The sequence below is a fragment of the Nocardia puris genome (assembly GCF_036051655.1).
GTDB classification, from domain to species: Bacteria; Actinomycetota; Actinomycetes; order Mycobacteriales; family Mycobacteriaceae; genus Nocardia; species Nocardia puris.
Genome location: NZ_CP107943.1, coordinates 950,117 through 969,698, shown reverse-complemented (window position 1 = coordinate 969,698; position 19,582 = coordinate 950,117). Strand labels below are relative to the sequence as shown.

The 19,582-nt window shown below is 71.0% G+C and carries 17 protein-coding genes; 11 read left to right on the top strand and 6 right to left on the bottom strand.

What is annotated here, in order from left to right:
• Positions 1-128: 128 nt before the first annotated feature.
• The 6 genes from OHB21_RS03975 to OHB21_RS03950 all read left to right on the top strand — a co-directional run bounded on the left by OHB21_RS03975 (position 129) and on the right by OHB21_RS03950 (position 8,422).
• The gene (locus OHB21_RS03975) at positions 129-3,890 is read left to right on the top strand and encodes an ATP-binding protein (protein ID WP_195125336.1); all 3,762 of its coding nucleotides are present in this window, start codon (positions 129-131) and stop codon (positions 3,888-3,890) included.
• Positions 3,887-4,300 (top strand): roadblock/LC7 domain-containing protein, encoded by a 414-nt coding sequence (locus tag OHB21_RS03970; RefSeq protein ID WP_067511728.1) that lies wholly within the window; start codon positions 3,887-3,889, stop codon positions 4,298-4,300. Before OHB21_RS03975 ends, OHB21_RS03970 begins: the two co-directional genes overlap by 4 nt.
• 7 nt (positions 4,301-4,307) lie before the next feature.
• On the top strand, positions 4,308-4,679 hold the full coding sequence (locus OHB21_RS03965; RefSeq protein WP_067511729.1) for a DUF742 domain-containing protein: 372 nt from the start codon (positions 4,308-4,310) through the stop codon (positions 4,677-4,679).
• Entirely contained in the window at positions 4,660-5,262 is a 603-nt protein-coding gene (locus tag OHB21_RS03960; protein ID WP_174867263.1) for a GTP-binding protein, read from the top strand. The genes OHB21_RS03965 and OHB21_RS03960 overlap by 20 nt, the downstream gene beginning before the upstream one ends.
• Before the next feature lie 157 nt (positions 5,263-5,419).
• Entirely contained in the window at positions 5,420-7,258 is a 1,839-nt protein-coding gene (locus tag OHB21_RS03955; RefSeq protein WP_195125337.1) for an acetyl-coenzyme A carboxylase carboxyl transferase subunits beta/alpha, read from the top strand.
• 309 nt (positions 7,259-7,567) lie between these two features.
• Positions 7,568-8,422, top strand: coding sequence for an aldo/keto reductase (locus OHB21_RS03950; RefSeq protein ID WP_195125338.1), 855 nt, complete (start codon positions 7,568-7,570; stop codon positions 8,420-8,422).
• A 193-nt stretch (positions 8,423-8,615) separates the two neighbouring features.
• Here the strand turns inward: OHB21_RS03950 and OHB21_RS03945 are convergent, their stop codons facing one another.
• Positions 8,616-9,749 carry an NAD(P)-binding domain-containing protein gene (locus OHB21_RS03945; RefSeq protein WP_195125339.1) on the bottom strand — a complete coding sequence of 378 codons (1,134 nt, stop codon included), beginning with the start codon at positions 9,747-9,749 and terminating at the stop codon, positions 8,616-8,618.
• Positions 9,750-9,840: 91 nt separating this feature from the next.
• On the opposite strand from OHB21_RS03945, the gene OHB21_RS03940 reads away from it, so the two are divergent.
• From OHB21_RS03940 to OHB21_RS03920, 5 genes are all read left to right on the top strand, one after another.
• Positions 9,841-10,569 (top strand): enoyl-CoA hydratase, encoded by a 729-nt coding sequence (locus OHB21_RS03940; RefSeq protein ID WP_067511734.1) that lies wholly within the window; start codon positions 9,841-9,843, stop codon positions 10,567-10,569.
• A complete protein-coding gene (locus OHB21_RS03935; protein ID WP_195125340.1) occupies positions 10,566-11,708 on the top strand; it encodes an MBL fold metallo-hydrolase in 1,143 nt (380 codons plus the stop codon). The genes OHB21_RS03940 and OHB21_RS03935 overlap by 4 nt, the downstream gene beginning before the upstream one ends.
• A 51-nt stretch (positions 11,709-11,759) precedes the next feature.
• A complete protein-coding gene (locus tag OHB21_RS03930; RefSeq protein WP_195125341.1) occupies positions 11,760-11,990 on the top strand; it encodes an antitoxin in 231 nt (76 codons plus the stop codon).
• Between the two features lie 44 nt (positions 11,991-12,034).
• Positions 12,035-14,362 carry an ATP-dependent DNA ligase gene (locus OHB21_RS03925; protein WP_195125342.1) on the top strand — a complete coding sequence of 776 codons (2,328 nt, stop codon included), beginning with the start codon at positions 12,035-12,037 and terminating at the stop codon, positions 14,360-14,362.
• A 105-nt stretch (positions 14,363-14,467) separates the two neighbouring features.
• Positions 14,468-14,644 (top strand): antitoxin, encoded by a 177-nt coding sequence (locus tag OHB21_RS03920; RefSeq protein WP_084537962.1) that lies wholly within the window; start codon positions 14,468-14,470, stop codon positions 14,642-14,644.
• A gap of 148 nt (positions 14,645-14,792) precedes the next feature.
• On the opposite strand, the gene OHB21_RS03915 is transcribed toward OHB21_RS03920, so the two are convergent.
• The 5 genes from OHB21_RS03915 to OHB21_RS03895 form a co-directional block, all read right to left on the bottom strand.
• Positions 14,793-15,431 carry an ammonium transporter gene (locus tag OHB21_RS03915; RefSeq protein ID WP_195125343.1) on the bottom strand — a complete coding sequence of 213 codons (639 nt, stop codon included), beginning with the start codon at positions 15,429-15,431 and terminating at the stop codon, positions 14,793-14,795.
• Positions 15,432-15,706: 275 nt separating this feature from the next.
• Complete coding sequence (locus OHB21_RS03910) at positions 15,707-16,030, bottom strand: hypothetical protein (RefSeq protein WP_067511742.1); 324 nt, start codon at positions 16,028-16,030, stop codon at positions 15,707-15,709.
• Positions 16,027-16,545, bottom strand: a complete 519-nt coding sequence (locus OHB21_RS03905; RefSeq protein ID WP_067511744.1) for a YbaB/EbfC family nucleoid-associated protein — start codon at positions 16,543-16,545, stop codon at positions 16,027-16,029. The genes OHB21_RS03910 and OHB21_RS03905 overlap by 4 nt, the downstream gene beginning before the upstream one ends.
• 102 nt (positions 16,546-16,647) lie before the next feature.
• Entirely contained in the window at positions 16,648-17,385 is a 738-nt protein-coding gene (locus OHB21_RS03900; protein WP_067511746.1) for an energy-coupling factor transporter transmembrane component T family protein, read from the bottom strand.
• Positions 17,382-19,523, bottom strand: coding sequence for an ABC transporter ATP-binding protein (locus OHB21_RS03895; protein WP_195125344.1), 2,142 nt, complete (start codon positions 19,521-19,523; stop codon positions 17,382-17,384). The genes OHB21_RS03900 and OHB21_RS03895 overlap by 4 nt, the downstream gene beginning before the upstream one ends.
• Positions 19,524-19,582: the final 59 nt, after the last annotated feature.

Sequence of the window (19,582 nt, the reverse complement as noted above, 5' to 3'; positions counted from 1 at the left end):
GGGCCGTCGTAGACGCAATTTCTCGGCCAGCCGCAGTTCTCGGCCAGCTCCACCCGTCGAGCCAGCATGCGATTGTGGAGGTTCGCTGATGGCGCGTGGATGGGGCCAGTTTGGAAAGTGAGTGGGAGATGCGTGACGCCGCTAGGTCCGGCAAGAAGCGCTGGGCGCTCGGCAATTGGGACCTGCGCTGGAAGGTTACGGCGGTTCTCGCCGTGCCGCTGGCGGTCGCGGTGGGGCTCGGCGTGTCGAGGATCACCGCGGAGTTCTCCGAGGCGAACCGGCTGGAGTCGGTCGCCGAGAGCGTCGAGGCGATTCCGGCCGTCACCGGCCTGAGCGCCACGGCCGCCACGGTCGCGGGCGGCCAGATGGCCACGGTGATACCGGGCATCGAGATCGTCGCCGACGCGGATCTCGCCGCGCTCGGCGCGGCGATCGCCACCGCGGAGGGCGCGCTGGGCAACCTGGGCGACACCCCCGAGGCCGCGGCCGCCCTGCGCAACATGATCACCGAGGCCAAGGGCATCGAGTCGCGCGGTAAGGCCTACCAGGCGTCGTCCGAGGCGCTGGGCGTCATCGACACGATCCGCAATAACAGCGTGCGCATCGTGGAGAACGTCGTCTCGCAGGTCAGCGACCAGCGCATGGACGCGGCCAAGCTACGTCTGGTCGACTCGCTGAACACCCGCGCGGCGCTGGTCGGCGAGATCGCGGCCTCGACCGAGTTCCTGCAGGATTCCAAGGGCGGCATCCAGAACTTCCTGGTCGCCGCCAACACCGAGAACGCGCTGCTGAACGTGCTGGCCAACCGCCTGCCCGAGGGCGACGCCACGATCGCGGATCTGCGCGCGGGCGTGGAGACCCGGATCGACCTGGTCGACAGCCCCGAGACGCAAGCGGGCCGCCCGCCGGTGTTCGAGATCAAGGGCTCGCTGGAGAGCAGCATCGACGCCTACGAGCTGCTGGTCGCGAAGGCCACCGACGACATCGACAGCGCGATGACCTCGCTGGCCGGCACCGCCAACCGCGACGCCTGGACCTACACCGGCGTCGTCATCGCGACCATCCTCGCGGCGCTGCTGCTCGCGGTGTTCGTCGCGCGCTCGATGATCGTGCCGCTGCACCGCCTGCGCCTGGCCGCCCTGCGCGTCGCCGAGAGCGATCTGCCGCACGAGGTCGCCCAGCTGCGCAACGGCGCCTCCCCCGAGGACGTGCCGCTGGAGCCGATGCCGGTGCGCAGCACCGAGGAGATCGGCCAGCTGGCCCGCGCCGTCGACGACATCCACGGGCAGGCGCTGCGCCTGGCCAGCGATCAGGCGCAGATGCGCGCCCAGGTCAACGACATGTTCGAGACCCTGGCGCGCCGCTCCAAGTCGCTGATCGACCACCAGCTCAGCCTGATCGAGGCGATGGAGTACGACGAGAAGGACCCGCGCCTGCTGGAGAACCTGTTCCGGATCGACCACCTGGCCGCTCGCATGCGCCGCAACGGCGACAACCTGCTCATCCTGGCCGGCACCAAGCAGCGCCGCGCCAAGTCCGCCCCGGTCGAGATCGCCGACGTGCTGCGGGCCGCGATCTCCGAGGTGGAGGACTACGAGCGGGTGAAGCTGGGCGCGACCCCGCGCGGTTCGCTCAAGGAACCGGCCGCCTCCGACCTGGCGCACCTGTTCGCCGAGCTGCTCGACAACGCGCTGCGCGCCTCGCCGCCGGAGACCGACGTCAAGTTCACCTTCGCCCAGGCGCACGACAAGGGCCTGCTGATCGAGGTCGCCGACCGCGGCATCGGCATGCCGCCCGCGGAGATGGCCGAGATCAACCGCAGGCTCGAGCAGACCGCCGAGCCCGGTCCCGACACCGCCCGCCACATGGGCCTGTTCGTGGTCGGCCGCCTGGCCGAGCGCCACGGCCTGACGGTGCGGCTGCGCCCGACGTTCGACACCGCGCGCGACCCCGGCGTCACCGTCACGGTGCACGTGCCGGTCGGCTTGATCGTGGCCGGGCAGCCGATCTCGGCGCCGCAGCCGCTCACCCCGTCGGTTCCGACGCCCGCTCCGGCGCCCGCGCCGGAGCGTCCGTCCACGCCGACGTCGATGCAGACCCGCGCGGTCACCCGCACGCCGAGCGGCAACATGATGGTCACCGTCGATCCGGGCGTGAGCGGGCCGATTCCGGTCGGCAAGCCCGAGCAGACGGGTCCGGGCGGATTGCCGCAGCGGCAGCCGGGTGCGGCCATGTCGCCCTCGCTGCGCCAGGACTCGGCCCAGTCGAGCCCGACCCTGCGCCCCGCCCCCGGGCAGCCCGGACAGGCGACGGGTGCGCCGCAGCGCGGCAAGCTCGCCGCGGCCGCCATGCCCAAGCGCACCTTGGCCCCCGGTGGGCCGAAGCCGCCCACCCCGCCCGGTGCGCCCACCCCGCCGCCCGCGGTCGCCGGTCCCACGCCGGGTCGCACCGCGCCGCCGGAGGGCAAGGGTGGCCTGCCGCAGCGTCAGCCGGGTGCCGCGGGCGCCCCGCCGCCGCCCACGGGCGGACTGCCGCAGCGTCAGCCGGGCTCCAACGGCGCCCCGGCTCGCGACGGCCTACCCCAGCGGGACGCCGCGAGCGGCGCCCCGCAGCGGGATGGTGGGCTGCCGCAGCGTCAGCCGGGTGCGAACGGTGCGCCGTCGTCGCGTGAGGGTGGGCCGAGTGGTCTGCCGCAGCGTGAGGGTGGTCTGCCCCAGCGTGATCCGGCCGCCGGTGGTCTGCCGCAGCGTGAGAGCGCGTCCGGTGGACTTCCGCAGCGTGATCCGGCTGCCGGTGGACTGCCGCAGCGGGACAGTGCCTCCGGTGGACGTCCCCAGCGCGAGGGTGGGCCGAACGGCTTGCCGCAGCGTGACGGTGGCTTGCCGCAGCGTCAGCCGGGTGCGAACGGTGCGCCGTCGCGTGAGGGTGGGCCGAACGGTCTGCCGCAGCGCGAGAGTGCTTCGGGCGGTCTGCCGCAGCGTGAGGGCGGCGTGCCCCAGCGCGACCAGGCCGAGGGCGGCCTCCCACAGCGGGATTCGGCCGCGAACGGCCTGCCCCAGCGTGAGGGCGGCGCCAACGGCCTGCCGCGTCGTGATCCCGGCGCCAACGGTGCCCCGCAGCGCGACGGCGGCCTGCCGCAGCGCCCGGCGGGCAACGGTCTGCCCCAGCGCGACCCGGGCGGTTTGCCGCAGCGCGATCCGGGCGCGGGTGGTCTGCCGCAGCGTCAGCCCGCTCCGGCGGCCGGGCCGCAGCAGTCCGCGCCCAACGGTTTGCCGCAGCGCGCACCCGCCTCGAACGGTCTGCACCAGCGGGCGCCCGAGGGACTGCCCCAGCGCGATCCCGGCGCCACCGTGCTGCCCCAGCGCGAGGCGCCCCCCGGGGTGGCCCTGCCGCAGCGGGAGCGCACCGCGCCCGCCGCGCACGAGTCCGCCGACGGCGGACAGGCCGGGGCCCGCGACCCCGGCAAGCACAGCTACCGGTCCAACCCGGCCCAGACGGCCTCGTTCTTCCAGACCCGGCTCCAGCCCGCCGCTGAACCCGGATCGCCGATGGACAGCCCGATCTTCGCCGAGATGATGTCGGCCTGGCTCGCCGACCCGAACCCGGACCGCTCCCAGATCGCCGCCTCCTTCGAATCACCCGGTGACGAAGGATGGCAGGCGGCCCGCCGGGCCAGCGAGGCCCAGGCCGAACAGAAGACCGCCGCCGGCTTGCCTCAACGCAATCCGGGCGGGAGGCTGGTCCCCGGCGCCGTCAGCGGTGCCGCGGATCGGGCGCCGAGCCGAGATCCGGAATCGATCAGGTCCAGCTTGAGTCGCCACCAGCAGGGCGTCCGGGATGGCCGCGCAATGAGAGCAATGAACCTAACCGGAGACAAAGGAGACCGATGAACCCCGATCTAGGTGGTACGAATCGTCAGCTGGATTGGCTGGTTTCGAACTTCGCCAACGAGGTTCCTGGCGTAGCTCATGCCGTCCTGGTCTCGGCTGACGGACTGCTCATGGCCGCGAGCTCGCAGCTGCCCGTCGATCGCGCCGAGCAGCTCTCGGCCGTGACCGCCGGACTGGCCAGCCTCTCGGTGGGCGTATCGAATCTGTTCGAAGGCGGCACGGTCCTGCAATCGGTCGTCGAGATGGAGCACGGCTACCTGCTGCTCATGGCGGTCGGCGACGGCTCCTACCTCGCGGTGCTGACCAACACGTCCTGCGATATCGGACAGGTCGGCTACGAAATGGCCCTGTTGGTCGAGCGTGTCGGCCAGACGGTTCAGGCCACGCCACGCGTCACGATGGGTTCCTGATGGTGGGATGGACATAGAAGATCACGGCGTGGGGAGCGAGCCCAGCCTCGTGCGCCCTTACTCACTGACCGCCGGTCGCACCAGACCGAAGGTCGAGTTGGCGCTGGAGGCTCTGGTCGCATCGCATCCGGTCGCCCTGGAGCGGCAGTTCGAACTGACCAACATCGAGACGTCCATCGTGGAGTTGTGCAGAGAATCGCCGTCCGTCGCCGAAGTAGCGGCGCGGCTCGGTATTCCGATCGGTGTGGCGCGGGTACTCGTAGCCGACCTGATCGAGGCCGGGCACGTGCGCGTTTCGGCGACTTTGAAAGACGATTCCAGCGACGATGAACGTCGCGAGCTGATCGAAAGGGTTCTCAGTGGACTCCGGCGTATTTGATTCGACGGCACAGGTCGACACCCGCACCAGCAAGCCCACTTCGGCGAAGATCGTGGTCGCGGGCGGTTTCGGTGTCGGCAAGACCACGCTGGTCGGTGCCGTCTCGGAGATCGTTCCGCTGCGTACCGAGGCATTGGTCACCAATGCCAGTACCGGAATCGACAACCTGACCGGTATCCCGATGAAGTCCACCACCACGGTGGCCATGGACTTCGGCAGGATCAGTCTCGCGGACGATCTGGTGCTGTATCTGTTCGGTACGCCGGGCCAGTACCGGTTCTGGTTCATGTGGGACGACCTGATCCGCGGCGCGATCGGCGCCGTGGTGCTGGTCGACACCCGCAGGCTGGAGGACAGCTTCGCGGCCGTCGACTACTTCGAAGCGCGCAACCTGCCTTTCCTGGTGGCGCTCAACGAGTTCGACGACGCGCCGCGGTACCCGATCGAGGACATCCGGCAGGCCCTCGCGGTCCCCGCCGACGTCCCGATCCTGTCCATCGACGCGCGGCGGCGCGAGCCCGCCAAGCAGGCGCTGGTCGCGCTCACCGAATACGCCCTGCGCAAGGTCATGCAGGGTTACTGATCAACGGGCGGCAGCCGCCCCCTGCGGCTGCCCTCCCTCGTGGGCGCACACGGGTCACTCGTGGTAGAAGCACGCCTTCATCCGGTTCGGGATCTCCCGAGCCGGATTTCTTCGTTGCAGGATCGGGGGAGTCGGGTGGGCTGGTTATGCTCGCGCGATGCGGATTTCGGCGCGGGAGTGGCTCGGGCAGTTGCTCGACGAGGGGTCGTTCACCGGGTGGGATCGGACCCCGGTCGAGGTGGACGCGTCTCCGCGCTATCGGGAGGAGTTGCGGGCGGCCGCGGTGGCGGCGGGCACCGATGAAGCGGTGATCACCGGTGCGGGGGCGCTGCGCGGCCGTCCGGTGGCGGTGATCGCCTGCGAGTTCGGGTTCCTGGCCGGGTCGATCGGTGTGGCCGCGGCCGAACGGGTGGTGGAGACGGTGGAGCGCGCTACCGCACTGGGGTTGCCGCTGATCGCGTCGCCGACCTCGGGCGGCACCCGGATGCAGGAGGGCACCGTCGCTTTCGCGCAGATGGTGAAGATCGCGGGCGCGCTCGCGACGCACAAATCGGCGGGCCACCCGTACCTGGTGTATCTGCGGGATCCCACCATGGGCGGGGTGTTCGCGTCGTGGGGGTCGCTGGGCCACATGACCTTTGCCCAACCCGGCGCGCTCATCGGCTTTCTCGGGCCACGCGTCTACAAAGCGCTGTACGACAAGGACTTTCCCGAGGGCGTGCAGACGGCGGAGAACCTCTACCGGCACGGGGTGATCGACGGCGTCGTGCCGGTGCGCGTGTTCCGTCTGATCGCGCACCGAGCGTTGAGTGTGCTCAGTGGAGAACCGTCGCCGCCGAGCGCCGGGCGGTCACGTCCGGGGGATTCGTCCGGGGCTGCGCGTAGTTCGGACGAGTTGCCGGACAGCGGTTCTCGGGTGCGTCGACAGTCTGGTTCGGATTCAGCGGGTGGTGCTGGAGCCCCGCCCAGTGGGGTACCTGGGGTTGAGCCTTCCGGTCCGCATGCGGCCGGTGGTGCGGAGGTCTCAGAGCAGGGCGGGTCCCGGGCGGGGCGGCACTCAGGTCCGGATTCGGCCGAGGGCGCGGATATGTGGCCGGACAGCGATTCTCGGGCGGGTGGAGGCTCCGGTCGGGATGTGGTGCGTGACGCGGATGTTTCGGCGGAGCCGGTGTCGGCGCGTGTGGAACGCCGGGGATCGGAGCTGCCTGTACCGGCGGGTGCGACCCACGTCGATGTGCCCGCGTGGCGGTCGGTGCTCATCTCTCGTCGCCCCGACCGCCCGGGGCTGCGGGAGTTGTTGCGCCATGTGACGCAACGGGTTCCGCTCAGCGGCACCGGGCAGGGCGAGGCCGATCGCAGTGTGGTGCACGCGCTGGCCCGGTTCCGCGGGCAGCCGTGTGTGGTGTTCGGGCACGACCGGTCGGGTGGTGCGGGCGAGACGATGGGGCCCGCTGCGCTGCGGGAGGCGCGGCGCAGCATGGCGCTGGCCGAAGAACTGCGGGTGCCGCTGGTGCTGGTGATCGACACCGTGGGCGCGGCGCTGTCGAAGGAGGCGGAGGAGCGCGGGCTCGCACCCGAAATCGCGCGCTGCATAGCGGATCTCGTCACGCTCGATACGCCGACCGTGTCGGTGCTGCTCGGCCAGGGCACCGGCGGCGGTGCGCTCGCGCTGTTGCCCGCCGACCGCGTGCTCGCCGCGACCCACGGCTGGCTCGCCCCGCTGCCGCCCGAAGGCGCCAGCGCGATCGTGTACCGCGACACCGACCACGCCCCGGAACTGGCTGCCGCCCAACGCATCCGATCCCTCGACCTGCTCGCCGACGGCATCGTCGACCGCATTGTCCCCGAATACCCCGACGCCGCCGACGAACCCATCGACTTCGCCCGCCGCATGGTCGCCGCCATCGCCGAAGAACTCACCCACCTGCGCACCCTGCCCCAGGCCGACCTGGCCCGCACCCGCCACACCCGCTACCGCCGCCTCGGCACGAGCTGAGGATTCGCACCCACGACATCCCGCCCAGCCCCCCGGGCAGGGACTTCCGCCTACCGTCGCCGCAGGTCCGAACCGCCGCCCACTGCTGCCCGGTGCCACCCGGTGTCGACCGCTGCGGCCCGGTGTTGCTCGCTGCGGCCCGGTGTTGCTCGCCGCGACCCCGTCCCGCCTGCCGCGCGGCGCCCGGGCGCGACACACCCACACACCCCCGCTCACCACCCGAAACGTCCGGTTCGGGACCTTCGCCCGTGATCAACACGCGCGGACGCGTCGTTGACGGTTCGGCCGAGCACTTCTACGGTCGATCGGGTGAGCTTCCGAAGCGAGACCTCCGCCGTGCCGTCGATCGTGCTGAACGACGGCAACGTCATCCCGCAGCTCGGGTTCGGCGTGTTCCAGGTGCCGCCCGACGACGTGGCCGATGTGGTGACGGCCGCGCTGGAGGCCGGGTATCGCAGCATCGACACCGCGGCGGTCTACGGCAACGAGGAGGGCACCGGCCGCGCCATCCGGGCGTTCGGCCTGCCCCGCGACGAGGTCTACGTGACCACCAAGCTCTGGAACGCCGACCAGGGCTACGACGCCACGCTGGCCGCGTTCGACACCAGCTTGAAGAAGCTCGGCCTGGACTATCTGGACCTGTACCTGATCCACTGGCCGGTCGCGAAGGCGGACAAGTTCGTCGACACCTACCGCGCCTTCGTCGAGCTCAAGCGCCAGGGCCGGGTCCGCTCCATCGGCGTGTCCAATTTCACCGTCGACAATCTGCGCAGGCTGATCGGCGAGACCGGCGAGATCCCGGCGGTCAACCAGATCGAGCTGCACCCCGCGCTGGCTCAGCGCGAACTGCGCGAATTCCACGCCGACAACGCCATCGCCACCGAGGCGTGGAGCCCGCTCGGCCAGGGCACCCTGCTGGAAGACAGGACGATCACCGCGATCGCCAACGAGCTGGGCCGCACCCCGGCGCAGGTGATCATCCGCTGGCACCTCCAGCTCGGCAACATCGTCATCCCCAAGTCGGTGACGCCCGCGCGCATCGCCGCGAACTTCGACGTCTTCGGCTTCGAGCTGAGCCCCGAGCAGATCGACGCCATCAACGCCCTCGACCGCGGCGGCCGCATCGGCCCCGACCCGGAAACCTTCGCCGCCGGCCTCGACTGAACGGCCGGCCAGCCCCGCGGCCAGCGGAAATCGGCCGCGTCGGCGAGCAACGGCAAGGTCCGGGCTCTCGGTCGGCCGGACGCCCTGCCACGCCGCCACCTGGACCGTCCGCCGCGCCACCCGTCTCCAACCGGATCGCGCGCGGCTGGATCCACATCGCTCCCCGCGTGCCTGCCGACGCGGGGCAGGCAGCTCAGCGCAGGCCCAGGTACTCGGCCAACTCCACCGCCGCCGCCCGCCCCGCGCGGTTCGCGCCGACCGTACTGGCGGACGGCCCGTACCCGATCAGGTGCACGCGCGGATCCACGGCCGCCTGGGTGGCCAGCCGCCCGGTCATCGTGATGCCGCCGCCGGGGCCGCGCAGGCGCAGCGGTGCGAGGTGGTCCAGGGAACTGCGGAATCCGGTGGCCCACAGGATCACCTCGGCGCGCTGGAAGGTGCCGTCGGCCCAGCGCACCCCGTCCGGCTCGACGCGCTCGAACATCGGCAGCCGGTGCAGGGCCCCGCGTTCGGCGGCGGCGCGCAGCCGGTCGTCCCAGAGCAGCCCGGTCACCGACACGACCGAACCCGGCGGCAGCCCGCGGCGCACCCGGTCCTCCACGAGGGCGACGGCCGACCGGCCCGCGGCCTCGGTGAATTCGTCCGTACGGAACACCGGTTCGCGCCGCGTCACCCACGTGGTGGTCGTCACCTGGGAGATCTCGTCGAGCAACTGCACGGCCGAGATCCCGCCGCCGACCACCACCACGTGCTTGCCCGCGAACTCCTCGGCCCGCCGGTAGTCGCGGGTATGCAGCTGGCGGCCGGCGAACGTCTCCTGCCCCGGGTAGTGCGGGATGAATGGCTTCTCCCAGGTGCCGGTGCAGTTGATCAGCCCCCGCACGCGGATCGTGTCGGACCCGGTCTCGGCGTTGAGCACCGCGCCGGGCGTGCGCGGTTCCCCGTCGGACCCGCGCCTGCCGTCGCAGGGCTGGCCTTCCGCTGTCCGGTCGCAGACCACCCGCACCGAGACCGGCCGACGAACCCGCAGGTCGAAGCGCTTTTCGTAGAGCTCGTAGTAGTGCGGCACGGCCGTGGACGCCTGCGCGGACCGCGCGTCGGGCGGCAGCGTCTCCTCGAACGCCATGCCGGGCAGGTCGTGCACCCGATTCACCGTCGCCAGCGTCAGCGAAGGCCACCGGAACTGCCACGCCCCGCCGGGCCCCGGCGCGTGATCGACCATCAGGAAGTCGTGCTCGGGGCGCAGCCCGAGGCGGCGCAGGTGGTAGCCGGCCGACAGTCCCGCCTGACCGGCGCCGATCACCAGGATCTCGAAGTCGGTCGGCACAGCCGCCGATGGTATCCGCCTTCAGCGAACAGGGCCGCCGCCTGTGGCAGAGTGAGAGTAACCAGTCGACACGTTCAGCCGGGGAGGATGCATGCTCGGAGCCAGCCGGGACGGTGACGTCGTCACCATCGAACTGCGGCGCGAGGAGCGCCGCAACGCGCTCAACGACGAACTCGTGACCCTGCTGCGCGAGGCCGTCCTCACCGCGGTCGCCGACGGGGCGCGCGTCCTCGTGCTGACCGGGCGTGGCCCGATCTTCTGCGCGGGCGCCGATCTGAACGGGGTCTACTCCGACACCTTCCTCGACGGCCTGCTGGACATGCTGCACACCATCGAATCCGCGCCGATCCCGGTGATCGCCGCGATCAACGGCGGTGCACTCGGCGCGGGCGTGCAGCTGGCGCAGGCCTGCGATCTGCGGGTCATGTCGCCGGATTCCTATATCGCGATTCCCGCCGCCAAGCTCGGCATCACGGTGGACCGCTGGACGGCCCGGCGCCTGGTGTCGCTGATCGGCGGCGGCCCGGCCCGCACCGTCCTGCTGGGCGCGGAGCCCGTGTCGGCGGCCGACTGCTACGCCTTCGGTTTCGCCAACCGGCTCGGCACGCTCGACGACGCGCAGTCGTGGGCCAAGTCGATCGCCGAGCTGGCGCCGCTCTCGCTGCGGCACCTCAAATTGGTGCTCAACGACGACGGCACCCGCGATCCGGAGACCGCCCAGCAGCGCGAGGCCCTGGAAGCCGCCTGGACCAGCGCGGACGCCTCCGAAGGGCGGCTGGCCCGGCAGGAGAAGCGCCCGGCGAAGTTCGTGGGGCGATGATGAACGTCAAGAAGTTCCTCGGGTACGCCACGGGCGCGACCGTGGTCGCGTGGGTGGTGCGCGCGGCGTGGGGGATTCCGTCGGCGATCGGCGCGTCCATGTCGGCCATCCAGCCGTACGCGGCGGGGTCGATCAGCTACCGCGGCCGCCAGTTCCACAACACCGAGCCGAGCAGCCAGCTCACCGGTTCGCCGCAGTCGCTGCTGTATTCGGCGTTCACCCAGCGCCACCTGGGCAGGCCCAAGCGCGTGGTGCCGCTGCGCAAGCCCGACGCGCCCGCCGAGGCGGCCGATCTGGCCGTCACCTGGTACGGCCACGCGTCGGCGCTGATCGAGGTGGACGGGTACCGCATCCTCACCGATCCGGTGTGGAGCGAACGGGTCTCGCCCTCGGCGCTGATCGGCCCGGCCCGGCTGCACCCGGTGCCCGCGCCGCTGTCGGAGCTGCCGCCGGTGGACGCGGTCGTCATCTCGCACGACCACTACGACCACCTGGACAAGGAGACGATCCGCGCGCTGGTGCGCCACCAGTCCACGCCGTTCCTCGTCCCGATCGGCATCGGCGCGCACCTGCGGCACTGGGGTGTGCCCGAGCACCGGATCGTCGAATTGGACTGGGGCGCTTCGGTTTCGCTGGCGGCGCTGGGCCGCGAGCGGGACGGCACCGACTTGGTGCTCACCTGTACCGAGGCGCGCCACTTCTCCGGCCGCGGCCTGGTGCGCAACACCACGCTGTGGGCATCGTGGTCGATGGTCGGCCCCACCCGGCGGGTCTACTTCGGTGGCGACACCGGCTATACGAAGGCGTTCGGGGAGGCGGGCGCGGCGCTGGGTCCGTTCGATCTCACGCTGCTGCCCATCGGCGCCTACGACGAACGCTGGGCCGATATCCACATGAACCCCGAGGAGGCGGTACGCGCGCACGCCGACCTGTGCGTCGGCGACCCCGGCCACGGCCTGCTGGTGCCGATCCACTGGGCGACGTTCAATCTCGCCTTCCACGGGTGGTCGGAGCCGGTGCGCCGGATGGTGTCGGCGGCGGGCGCGGCGGGTACTCCGGTCGCGGTGCCGATGCCGGGTGAGCGGCTGTTGCCGCATGCCCTCCCACCACGGGATTCGTGGTGGGAAGATATTGGTTGACACGGTCGGGTCACACCGACTCCCCGAATGGCGATGGAAGGAACCACGGCGATGAGCTTGGCGGACACTCTGAAGGGCCTGTTCGGTAAGGGCAAGGACGCCGCGTCCAAGAACGCGGGCAAGATCAACGAAGCCGTCGACAAGGCCGGTGACTTCATCGACCAGAAGACCGGCGGCAAGTACTCGGACAAGATCGAGAAGGGCAAGGAGGCCGCCAAGAAGGTGGTCCCGCCGGAGCAGCCCGGCCAGCCGGGTCAGCCGGGCCCGACCCCGCAGCCCTGATGTCGAGGCGGGGGCCGTGATCGCGGTCCCCGCACCGAGTTACGGTGTCGCGCCGTGCGTTCGGTGGCGGCCCGGGGCGCCCCGACATCGAGGTCGATCTCACCAATCTCGACAAGGTGCTCTATCCCGGGACCGGAACCACCAAGGGCGAGGTGATCGCCTACTACGCGGCCATCGCCCCGGCGATGTTGCCGCATATCGCCGGGCGCCCGGTCACCCGTAAGCGGTGGCCGAACGGGGTGGAGGAGACCTCGTTCTTCGAGAAGAACCTCGCCGAGCACGCGCCCGCGTGGCTCGCGCGGCGCACTGTCGCGCATTCCGACCGTCGCGTCACCTACCCGCTGATCGAGTCCGAGGCCGGGCTGGCCTGGATCGGGCAGCAGGCGGCGCTGGAAGTCCATGTGCCGCAATGGCGTTTCCGCGGTGACGAGATCGGCCCCGCCACCCGGCTGGTGTTCGACCTCGATCCGGGGCCCGGCACCGGGTTGGCCGAATGCGCGCTGGTGGCGCTCGCGGTGCGCGAGATGGTCGAGGAGGTCGGACTGCGGATCTTCCCGGTCACCAGCGGTAGCAAGGGCATCCACCTGTATGTGCCGCTGGACCGGGAGCTGAGTCCCGGTGGCGCGTCGACGGTGGCGAAACAGGTCGCCACCAACCTCGAGCAGCTGCATCCGGAGCTGGTCACGGCGACGATGGCGAAGGCCGTGCGGCGCGGCAAGGTGTTCCTCGACTGGAGCCAGAACAACCCGGCCAAGACCACCATCGCCCCGTACTCCCTGCGCGGGCGGGCCGAGCCGAACGTCGCCGCGCCGCGCACCTGGGAGGAGATCGAGGACCGGGAACGCCTGCGGCACTTACGTTTCGACGAGGTGCTCGCCCGCTGGCGCGATACGGGCGACCTGATCGCCGAACTCGATCCGCCGCTGGAATCCGAGGACTCGCTCACCACATACCGCTCGATGCGCGACCCGGCCCGCACGCCCGAACCGGTGCCCGCCGAGGCGCCCACGCCCGGCGCGGACAACCGGTTCGTCGTGCAGGAGCATCACGCCAGGCGCCTGCACTGGGACGTGCGGCTGGAACGCGACGGCGTGCTCGTGTCGTGGGCGGTGCCCAAAGGACCACCCACCTCGCCCGATCAGAACCGGCTCGCCGTGCACACCGAGGACCACCCGATCGAATACCTGCACTTCCACGGCGAGATCCCCAAGGGCGAGTACGGCGCGGGGGAGATGACGATCTGGGACAGCGGCACCTACGACACCGAGAAGTGGCGCGACAGCGAGGTGATCGTCGCGTTCCACGGCGAGCGGCTCACGGGGCGCTACGCGTTCATCAAGACCAAGGGCAACCAGTGGTTGATGCACCTCATGCGGGATCAAGGGGGCTCGGGGGGAGTGCAGGCGAAAGCGCCGGTTCGCGAGGGCCGGTCCGGTGCGGCACGCGAGGCCCAGGGCCCGAATGGCCGATCGCCCAACGGTTCCGGCACACCGTTTCCGCGCGGCCTGAAGCCGATGCTCGCGACCACCGGTGACGTCACCGACCTGGACGACGACGAGTGGACCTTCGAGACGAAGTGGGACGGCTTCCGCCTCATCGCCGAAATCACCGACGGCACTTTGGTTCTGCGCAGCCGGGCGGGCAACACCGTGACCGACCGCTATCCCCTGATGGCGATGCTGGCCGACGAACTGGCCGGGCACGACGTCGTCCTCGACGGTGAGGCCGTGGTGTTCGACAGCAAGGGGATCCCGAATGTGGGTCTGCTGCAATCGGATCCGGGCAGCGCCGTGTTCATCGTATTCGACCTGCTCTACCTCGACGGCACCTCGCTGATCCGCAAACGCCACGCCGACCGCAGGCGAGTGCTGGAGGCGCTGGCCGCCACCGCGCCCGCGCTGCGGGTGCCGCCGCCGCTGGCCGGGCCGGGTGCCGACGCCGTCGCGCGCAGCGCCGAGCAGGGCTTCGAGGGTGTGGTCGCCAAGCGCAAGGATTCGGTGTATCTGCCGGGCAAACGCGGACATTCGTGGGTCAAGCAGCGCAACTGGCAGACGCTGGATGTGCTGGTCGGCGGCTGGCGGCGCAGCGAGGCCCGCGAGTTCAAATCGCTGCTCGTCGGCGTCGAGCACGAGGGCGAGCTGGTGTACGTGGGCCGGGTCGGCACCGGTTTCGGTGACGAGATCATGCGCGATCTCTCGGCCCGCCTGCGGAAATCGGAACGCAAGACCACCCCGTTCGCCAATCCGCTCACCAAAGAGGAAGCCGAGGGCGCGGTCTGGGTGACGCCGAAGATCGCCGGAAAGGTGCGGTTCATGAACTGGACCGACACCGGTCGCCTCTGGCACCCCGCCTGGCTGGGCGAATCCCGCTGACCGCACGATGTGACGACGATCGCCGACGGTTTGCCGACGCGATGGCGCCCCGTCCGGTTAGGGTTGCCTCGGCGATTGCCCAGACTCGGATGTGAGGAGTGCGCAGTGGATTTCAAAGGTTTGGCGGGTAAGGCGCGGGATCTGGCCCAGCAGAACGCGGACAAGGTCGATTCGGTCATCGACAAGGCCGGCGATCTGGTGGACGACAAGACGAGCGGTAAGTTCAGCGGCCACATCGACTCGGCTCAGGATGCCGCGAAGAAGGCCATCCGGGAACAGTAGTGCGCCCCGCGCACGCGGGGTTGTTCCGGCCACCCGCAACCACGGCTGACCAAGTACGCGTCGAGCGCCGGTCCCTCGCGGACCGGCGCTCGATTGTGTTGTGGGCTGTTGGTGAATCTTGTTGTGGTTCAGTACTTCAGGGCTGGACCTACTCGCCGGCCCACTTGGTCGTGCCCGGGGGCGCGTTGAGCGTGTTGATGAGATCGATGCCGGCGACGATCAGGGTCGGACCGCCCGCGATGATGGTTCCGACGATGGCGCCGATGCCGGCGGCGATGGGGATGGTGCCGATGGCCAGCGGGCCGCCGATGACTCCGATCAATCCGATCGCACCACCGACGATCAAGCCGATGAAGCTACCGATCGCCGTGGCGATACTGAACTGCGTCAGGAAAGCCTCCATGGCGCGCTGATTCTCGGTGTTGGACGCCACCGGCAACACCGCCGCCGGCCGTGCCGCCGCCACGTTCTTCACCGCCGTCAACTCCAGCACCCGCCCGTCATCCCGGACGGTGTGCGGCATCGGGTATTCGAGTCCGTCCTGCCGTAGCGACAGGGGGAGGGTGAGGACCGTGCGACCGGTCGTGTCCTTGATGTCCACGGAGTTGCCCGCGAGGGCGAACGTGCCGTGGGTGAGGGTGGTGACGATGGTGTCGCCGACGAGTTTCGCCTCGTATCCGATGTCGGGTACGGGCGCCGCGACCGGTTGCGCGTTGGCTGTGCTCGCGCCGACGGCGACGGCGACGACGAGCGGGACAACGGCCGCGGTGATCCTGCGGAAAATCATTCGGGTGTTCCAATCTTCATCAGGTCTCTAACCTTCCGAACTCCCCGCATGCCGAAATACGAGCCCTCCCAAGGCATGTGGGGCAGATTTGTGATCTATGACAGCAGCTGCGCCAACCACACATTACTGGTTTGGCCCCTTGAAGAAACGGGTATTCGGACCCTTTTGCCGCACCGATTGCGGACCGGATGCTGGATAACCTATGCGATATCGCTATAGACGCACGTGAAAAGGGGGAATCGAGCGGGGCCACCGGTTTGCTCACCGGTGGCGCGTTACTCGATTGTGCTCTTGATCTTGTCGATCGCCGTGGAATTCAGCTCGTCCTGGTTCTCGAACGCCGACGCGATCGCGTCCACGCCGGTACTCAGCGCGTCGACGGCTTTGCTCAGGCCCTCGATGCCCTTCATGCCGTCCTCGGCGCCCGGTGTGTACTCCTTGGCGAAGTTCTCACCGATCTCGTCGTTGCCCCAGCACTCGCCCTCGGCCTCGACCGTGGACTGCACATTCCTGGCCGCCTCCAGCACCTTGGCCGCGGCGGCCGCGAACCCCGGTTTGGTGGAGCGCAGCGCGTCGGGATCGACCTGCAAACTGCTCATCGTCCACCGTCCAGGTAGCTGCGGTTGCGGTAGTACTCGTCCTCGTCTTCGTCGTCCATCAGGACGGGCTGAGCCGGCGCGGGCTCGGCGGGCACCGGCTCCGGAAACAGGTCGCGCACCAGATCTTTGATGCTGGGCGCGCCGGGCACCAGGTCGGGCAGGTCGGGAATGGAGTCGCCGACGCTCGCCAGCGCGCCGAACGTGCGCTCGGCCTCCTCGCCCGCCAGCCGCGCGGCCGCCTGGGTGGCCTCGGTGATGGAGGCGCCCAGCTTCTGCGGCGTGGTGCGCTTGAAGGCGTCGGGCTCCAGGTGCACCTCGGTGGGCACGCCCGCCGCGTTCGCGGTAACCCGGACCAGCTGGTCGGAGGACCACGCCGTCACCGACGCGGCGGCCAGCCTGGACTGCGCGTCGGCCAGTTCACGGCGCTGCCGCTCGAAGGTCTCCAGCAGATCGTCGATCTCCCCTTGCAGCGCACGATTCTGCGCGAGCTGCGCCTCGCGTTCCGCGTCGGCCATGGGCACGCCCCTCCCGTTCGAAGTCCCGGTCCTTCATCGGTTTTCGACGCGCCGCGCCGCTCCCCGGTTCCCTCCAAGTGTGCCTGTTCGCTCGCGCGCCGGTCACACCAGGATGTCGAGCAGGATCGACCCTGCGCACACGGCCACCACCGCGCCCAGCGCCACGGCGTCGCGCCGGCCGGGCGCGCTCGGGTGCGCGGTGAGCTGACCGGTGCCGCCGCGCGCGGTGATGGCCTCGCCGAGTTCGGTGGCGCGCCTGCTGGCCACGGCCATGGCGGCGGTGAGGATGTCGATGATCGGGCTGTCGGCGGCCCGGTCCAGCAGCCGTTCCTTGGGCCGCAGTTTGCGCGCGGCGCGCAGCACCCGGATCTCCTCCAGCAGCAGCGGCAGCCCGCGCAGCGTCAGCGCGACCACCACGGCCCACTCGTCCACCGGCACCCGCACTCGGCGCAGCGGTTTGCCGAGTTTGGCCAGCGCGGGCGCGATCTCGCCCATCGGAGTGGTCCACGCGATGAGGAACGAGGCGGTCAGCAGAACCAGCCCGAACACCACCACCCGCGTGTAGCTCAGCACGGCCGCCCCGCCCACCGGCATGTTCAGCAGCGCCCCGAGGCCGAGCAGGCCCCAGAACCACCAGGGCAGCCGGGGCAGCGTGCCCAGCGGCAGGCGGGCGACGATCCCGATCACGATCAGGAAGACGATCATCACGCCGAGCACGATCCAGGTTGGCCAGAACATCACCAGCAGGCTGAGCAGGAACGCGGCGATCATCTTCGTGCCCGCCCACAGTCGGTGCACCGGGCTCGACACCGGCACCTGGCGCAGCAATACCGTGCTCATCGGCGGCCTCCGTTCTCCCAGCCCCACGCGGCGTCGCCGGGCCCGGGTGGGGGAGCGGCGGCGCGGGGGTCGTGGCGCGGTGCGAAGTGGGGCGCGGCGGGCGCCGGGTCCACCGCCGGTTGGGTCTCGAGGATGCGCCCGGCGTTCAGGTGCACGGTGCGGTCGCACACGGCGGACATGTCGGCCACGTCGTGGGAGATGACGATCAGCGTCTGGCCCGCGTCGCGCAGCCGCGCCAGCAACTCGACGATATCGGCGCGGCCCTCGGGGTCCAGGCCCGCGAGCGGTTCGTCCAGCACCACCACCTGCGGGTGGCTGGCCACGATGGCCGCGAGCACCACCCGCTTGGCCTGCCCGCCGCTGAGTTCCTCGATCGAGCGGGCGGCCAGCGCGCGGTCCAGCCCGACGGCGTCCAGTGCCCGGCCGACCGCGCCCGAACCGGTGGCGCGCCCGCCCCAGTCGGCGATTTCCTCGCCCACCGTCTGCTTCTGCAACTGCAAACGTGAATGCTGGAACGCCAGCTCCACTCGCCCGATCTGCCGGGTCACCGGCCGCCCGCTCAGCTGGCAGCGGCCCGCGGTCGGTTCGATCAGGCCGGCGATGATCCACGCCAGCGTCGACTTGCCCGACCCGTTGCCGCCCACCACGAGCAGCGCCTCGCCGCGGCGCACCACCAGATCGACGCCGTGCAGCGCGGGCGCCTCCCACGGCGTGCCGCGGTTGTAGGTGTGGCGCACGTCGCGCAGTTCCAGGATGGCCGGGCCCATCGGCAGGCGGCGGCGGTCGCGCGCGGGCTGCGGCCAGGCGGGCAGGTGCTCGACGGTGCGTCCGCCGGCCAGGTGGATCACGCGGTCGGCGGCGGCCGCGTCGGCCTCGTGGTGGGTCACCAGCACCACCGCCATCGCGTGCCGGTGCGGCAGGCCGGCGAGCAGCGTGACGAGTTCGCGGCGGCCGTCGGGGTCGATCATCGAGGTGGCCTCGTCGGCGATCAGCAGGGCGGGGCGGCGGGCCAGCGCGGCGGCCACGGCCAGCCGCTGCTGCTGCCCGCCCGAAAGGGTCGCGGTCTCGCGGTCGCCCATCCCGTCCAGGCCCACCTCGCGCAGCAGCGCGTCCACGTCCACCTCGGCGGCCAGGTCGGTGGGCAGGCCCCACACCACGTCGTCGGCGACGAGCACGCCCAGCGTCTGGCTCTCCGGCCGCTGCAACACCAGCGCGGTGCCGCCGAGGTGGCCGAGCCCGGCCGATCCGGGGCGCTCCACTGTGCCCGAGGTGGGCGGCAGCCCGGCCAGCAATCGCGTCAGCGTGGATTTGCCGGACCCGTTGTGCCCGACGATCGCGACGAATTCGCCCAGGCGCACGGTCAGGTCGATATCGGTCAGCGCCTCGTTCGCGGCCCCCGGATACCGGAAGCCCGCGCCGCGCAAGGTGACCGGCAGCGGCGCGATGGGCCGCTGGTCGTGCGGCGCGTCGAGCCGGTCGCGGTTGGGCAGCCAGGCCAGCCGGTCCAGCACCGACCCGAGCACGAACCAGGAGAACAGCGCGCTCACCACCACGCCGATCGCGACGCCGCCGCCGACGTAGGCCCACCACCAGGCGAGCACGGTGTCGGTGACGTCGGAGGCGGCCCGGCCCAGCGGTTCCAGCGCCGCACTGCGCTCGGCCAGCCGCTGCACGCCCTCCGCGGTGTTGCGCAGGGTGGTGAAGAACAGTTCGCGGGTGCGCGAGAACAGCAGCAGCGAACCCACCGAGAACGCGCCCCACGCCACCCCGGCCAGCGTCGCGGCCGCCAGCACGGTGAGCAGCCCGCCGCCGCGGCGCTTCACCCCGCCGATGATGCCGCCGATGGTGGCCGTGCCGAGGACGCCGAGCGCGGGCATCACCCCGGCGGCCACGAACGTGACCAGCGTCGCCGCGACGGTGGCGGCCAGCAGCGTGCGCATCCGGTAGCGGTGGGCGATCATGCCCAGCGGCACCGCGGCCACCAATTGCAGCGCCGCCGCGAACGGAATCACCGATCCCACCGTGACCAGCCCGACCGTCACCCCGCCGAGCACCGCGCCGACCGCCAGTTCGATCGGCCGCAGCGGCCCGCGTTCGTCGAAACCGGTCCGGCCGTCGGCCGTGGGCAGATCACTCACGCACTCAGTCTGCCAGGGACCGATCGAGCGGTCCGGCAGTCCGGGACCGCGCCGTCGGC